The 4,690-nt window shown below is 65.1% G+C and carries 4 protein-coding genes and 1 pseudogene; 3 read left to right on the top strand and 2 right to left on the bottom strand.

Annotated elements, in window-relative coordinates; genetic code table 11:
• The 3 genes and pseudogenes from AC1DKD_RS39345 to AC1DKD_RS39335 all read left to right on the top strand — a co-directional run.
• Nucleotides 1-205: pseudogene (locus AC1DKD_RS39345) on the top strand (methyl-accepting chemotaxis protein); the annotation flags it as partial.
• Nucleotides 206-631: 426 nt separating this feature from the next.
• Nucleotides 632-994, top strand: a complete 363-nt coding sequence (locus AC1DKD_RS39340; RefSeq protein ID WP_477144574.1) for an RcnB family protein — start codon at nucleotides 632-634, stop codon at nucleotides 992-994.
• A 351-nt stretch (nucleotides 995-1,345) separates the two neighbouring features.
• A complete protein-coding gene (locus AC1DKD_RS39335) occupies nucleotides 1,346-1,666 on the top strand; it encodes a high-potential iron-sulfur protein (protein WP_035860975.1) in 321 nt (106 codons plus the stop codon).
• Between the two features lie 136 nt (nucleotides 1,667-1,802).
• On the opposite strand, the gene AC1DKD_RS39330 is transcribed toward AC1DKD_RS39335, so the two are convergent.
• Together AC1DKD_RS39330 and AC1DKD_RS39325 are read right to left on the bottom strand one after the other, a co-directional pair.
• Nucleotides 1,803-3,248, bottom strand: coding sequence for a M81 family metallopeptidase (locus tag AC1DKD_RS39330; protein ID WP_441636976.1), 1,446 nt, complete (start codon nucleotides 3,246-3,248; stop codon nucleotides 1,803-1,805).
• Between the two features lie 11 nt (nucleotides 3,249-3,259).
• Nucleotides 3,260-4,237 carry a tripartite tricarboxylate transporter substrate binding protein gene (locus AC1DKD_RS39325; RefSeq protein ID WP_276291153.1) on the bottom strand — a complete coding sequence of 326 codons (978 nt, stop codon included), beginning with the start codon at nucleotides 4,235-4,237 and terminating at the stop codon, nucleotides 3,260-3,262.
• Between the last annotated feature and the right edge of the window lie 453 nt (nucleotides 4,238-4,690).

Below are 4,690 nucleotides of genomic sequence, written 5' to 3'. Positions count from 1 at the left end.
CAATCAAGCCGTGATGCAAATGGACGCGGTGACGCAGCAGAACGCCGCGCTGGTGGAGCAGGCCGCTGCTGCCTCGTCGGCCCTGGCGGACCAGGCCCACCAGTTGCAGGCCGCGGTGGACGAGTTCAAGCTGGACGCCACGCCAGACGACATGGCATCCGCGCAAGCCCGTTTTGCCGGCGTGCCACGGGGCGCACACGCGTAGGCAAGGCCGTTGTAGTATTTGCTGCGCGTGGAGCGGGGGTGCAGGGCATGTTCGTGTCTTCCCGCCGCTTCCCRCAGCCTTCCGCCACGCGCCGATGATGACGCCTCAGGCGTCATTTTTTTTGTGATGCCGGCGCTCCTTTGCATTTCCATCCTGGCAGAAATCTTTACATTCCCGGCAGGTATTTCCCCGTTTCGCTTTCCCGCAGCCCTTCTCCAGCCTGTCCCTGCAAGCCTGCGCACGGCTGGCGGGCGTCTGTTCCGGCGCTTGCCGTCCCCATCCGCCCCCATAGCCACTATCCTTAATCCGGGCATTGAAGTTGCGGGCCCCTGTTTCGCGACACACCGATCGCGTGGGCTGCCTGTGGCATCGCCCGGTAGGAGATGACCTGTCAGGGCCATTGCGGCCAATAAAAAGGAGTGCTCAATGAAGAAAACCATGAGAAGCAGACTGCTGCCGGGCGTATTGCTTGCCGGCGGGTTCCTGGTCTCGGCCTCTTGTTTTGCGCAGCCGGCCTCCGGCGCCGGCGGTGGGTATCAATACCAGTCGCCGTCATCCAAGGATGCGGGCATGGCTCCGGCCGGCAACAACACGCGCAGCGTGCCGAGCCAATGGAAAAAGGGCGACAAGCTTCCCGCCGAGTACCGCGATCGCCAATATGTGGTGGATGACTGGCGTCAGTACGACTTGCCGCAGCCAACCAAAGGCCGTCACTGGGTCGGGGTGGGCGCGAACTTCTACCTCGTTGCGCCCAATGGCTCGATCGTCGAGGTAGGCGRCGGCAGCTAGGGTGTTTCTGCCGGCGTTTTTGCCCGCTTGACCCAGGGCATCCGCGCAGGGCGCATGCGCCACCGATCCTCAGCGTTCATGACTACGCGCAATGTCCATGTAATCGCCGTCGTCTAAACTCAATCGGGATACAGGCCAGGAGCCGGCCAGGACGGCGGCTGCTGGTGCGAGCCATGCGAGCCTCGAGCCAACGTGTCCGACACCTTGTTTCCTTGCTGTGATGTGGCTGCGTCCGGGCCGGTATCCGGCGCGCGCCTTCATGGGTGCGCCGATGGCTGGGGCCGATGCCTTGCGTTGTTGCGCGCGGCGCGTGCCCCCGCCCAGTTTGTCCCCCACAAAAAGGATAGAAAGATGTCAACTCGTCGTCATTTCCTGAAAGGCATTCCCATTATTGCGGCCGCAGGCGCCCTGGGTGTTTCCCTGGCGTCCCGGGCCCAGGGCGGCGGCCCGATGGTCGATGAAAAAGACCCGCAGGCGGTCGGCCTTGGCTACAAGGCGGATACCACCAAAGTCGATAAAGCCAAATATCCCAAGCATGACGCCACCCAGCACTGCGGCAACTGCCAGCTCTTCCAGGGCAAGGCGACCGATGCCAGCGGCGGCTGCCCGCTCTTCGCGGGCAAGCAGGTTGCCACCAAAGGCTGGTGCAGCGCTTGGGTAAAGAAGGCTTGATAGCGGCCTGATACGGTGAAAGCGGCGGGCGCGCGGTCTGGGTGCGTCCGCCGTTTTCTTTTATCCAGGCGTGCGTCTGCGTGTCCGGTCAAGCGTACATCCAAGCGGCCATTCGCGCGGCTGTTCGAGCGCTCATTTATCCGTCGATTGGCCACTTGGGACGGCGCGCGCGGCGATAGGGCAGTGCGCTCAGGTTGAGCGATACCGAGCCCGGCGCGTCCGCATAGATGACATGGCGGGCGATCCGCGAGAACGCGGTGTGGAAGTGCTGCGCGGACTTGACCACGATCAGCGTCTTGTCCTCCAGCCGGCAGCCAAGCTGCGTGAACACATCGGTATCCAGCGCCTGGGCGCGCAGCGTGATCAGCACGATCTCGATGCCCTCCGCTTCCACCAGCGCCGCGTTTCCCACCGCGGCCGGCGCCCCTGACAGCCCTGTCATGACCATGTCCGGGACCAGCGCCTTTACAGTGCACACCAGGTCGATGGGCTCRCCCGACATCGGGCTGACCTTGCCGCCGATGCGCAGCGGCAGGCGCGCGCCCACGCCGGCGCTAAAGGCAATGCGCACGGCGACGGGATCCCACAGGGGGCCCACCGCCACGTTGCGGACTCCGCGCTGGCGCAGGCGATGCAGCATGAATGTGGCATCTCCCGCGGCACCGCCGCCGGGGTTGTCGGCCGCGTCCGCGATGACCACGGGCGCGTCGCCGTAAGCCAGCGCCTGGTCGATGGCCTCGTCCGGTCCGGGGCAGGCTGGCGTCAGCTGCGCTCGCATGCCAATCAGCTCGTCGGCAAGGCGCCGCGCCAGCCGTTGTGCGGCACCCGCGTCGCCGTCCGCGTACACGAGCAGCCTGGTGCCCATGTCGGGCACATCGCCCCACGGGAAACCATGCGCCACGGAGATGGACAGGATGCCGTCGCGGCCCTCCAGCGCCATCAACCGGTCGACATAGCTCCTGGCCGGCTCCTGGTTGGTCCGGATGGTGACGACCATCTCGCAGTCCACCACCGCCGCCACGGGGGCGATGCGTCCCTCGGCCTGCGCCGCGCAAAAATCCACCAGCTCCAGCGCGCGCTCGCGGATATCGGTGTGCGGATATTCCTTGTAGGCCACCAGCATGTCGGCGTTCGCCACCATGGCATCAGACAGATGGCAATGCGGATCCAGTTCGGCGCCGACCACCACGCCGGGGCCAACCAGCGCGCGCACGCGGGCCAGCAGGTCGCCCTCGCAATCCTCATAGTCATCGGCCACCATGGCGCCATGCAGCCCCAGCACCACCATATCGACGGGGAGCGCCCGGCGCAGGTCGCCAAGCAGTTCGTCGCGCAGCGTTTCATAGGCATGGCGCGTGGTGATGCCGCCCGGCTGCGCGCCGGCGGCCATGCCCTCGATCACTGCCCAGCCGCGCTCGCGGCCACGCTGGCGGGCGGCCCACAGTGGCCCGCTGAATACGGTCATCTCCGGCGGATGCGTGCCGGCGGGATAGTAACCCCGGTCGACGAAAGCATCCAGCGAGGTGGGCAGGGGGGCGAAAGTATTGGTCTCGGTAGCCAGCGAGCCGGTAAAAACACGCATGATCCGCCGGCCTAGTCCGCGGTGGCGCCGGAGGCTTTGACCACCGCGCCCCACTTGGTGATTTCCGCCGCGACGTGCTGGCGCAGCGCTTCCGGCGTACCGCCGCCCGGCGTGGCCACCATGGCAGCGAGCTTATCCCGCGTGTCCTTCTCGCCCATGATCGCGTTGACCTCCTTGTTCAGCGTATCGACGATGCCCGCCGGCGTGCCGGTGGGCACGAACAAGGCGTACCACGAAGTGACCTCATACCCCTTGAGCCCGCTCGCATCGACGGTAGGGATCTCCGGCGCGAACGGTTGCGGGCTCGCGCTGGTGACGGCCAGCGCGCGCAGCTTTCCGCTCTTGATCAGCGGGATGACGGATGGCGCCGTATCGAACATCACCTGCACCTGGCCCGCCATCAGGTCCGTCAGCGCCGGTGCGCTGCCCTTGTACTGCACGTGCTCCATCTGGATGCCCGCCATGGTCTTGAACAACTCAGCCGACAAGCGCGTCGAAGATCCCGCGCCGGACGAAGCGAAGAACACCCCCTTCGGGTGCGCCTTGGCATAGCTGATGAACTCCGCCACCGTGGTCGCCGGCACCGAGGGGTTCACCGCCATGATATTGGGGAAGCGCGTGAGCAGCACCACCGGCGCGAAATCCTTCTGGAAGTCGAAAGGCAGCTTCTTGTACAGCGAGACATTGATGGTGCTGGCGTTGGAACCCAGCAGGATCGTGTAGCCATCGTTGGGCGCGCGCGCCACGCCGGCCGCCGCGATATTGCTGGCAGCGCCGGGCCGGTTCTCCACGACAAAGCTCTGTCCCAGCCTCTCCGACAGCCGGTTAGCCACCAGCCTGGCCACGGCATCGGACGAACCGCCGGGCGCATAGCCGACCACGATCTTGACGGGTTTGGCCGGATACGAAGGATCCTGTGGCGCGGCGGCTGCGTGGTGGCAGATCACGCCCAGGGTCGCGGCTGCCAGGATTGAAGCGAAGGGTTTCATGCTTGTTTGCTCGAAAGGGGAACGTGGTCTGCCGTGGCAATCGAAATCAGCGCGCTGTATCGACTGGCAACCGGGCGAATTTGCCGCAGGCACATTATTCGCAATTCCAGCCCCCCGAATCAATGTAAGCTTGTCGGAATTTTGTTGCCTATTTGGCAACGGTTTTTTCCCCTTCACCCAAAAATTGGGGAAGGGAAAAGCCATGCATCACCAGCCGCGGCTAGCGAGCGGAGATAGGAGATAGGAGACAGGAGACAGGAGACAGGAGACAGGAGACAGGAGACAGGGTTTGAGACCCCGAAGAGCCGAGAAATTTCAAGGACACGCGCTGTCGTCAGATCACCGATTCGGTGTAGCCGTGTGGAGCGCCCGCAAGGGCGGGCCACACCAACCCGCGATGCGAAGCGAGCCGTGAAGGTGTACCAGGCCGTATGGGGCGCCTCGGGATCCGGC

It is taken from the genome of Cupriavidus sp. 05T313, assembly GCF_056396665.1.
Note: the sequence above shows the minus strand (reverse complement) of the source record. Positions and strands in the feature narration are given on the sequence as shown.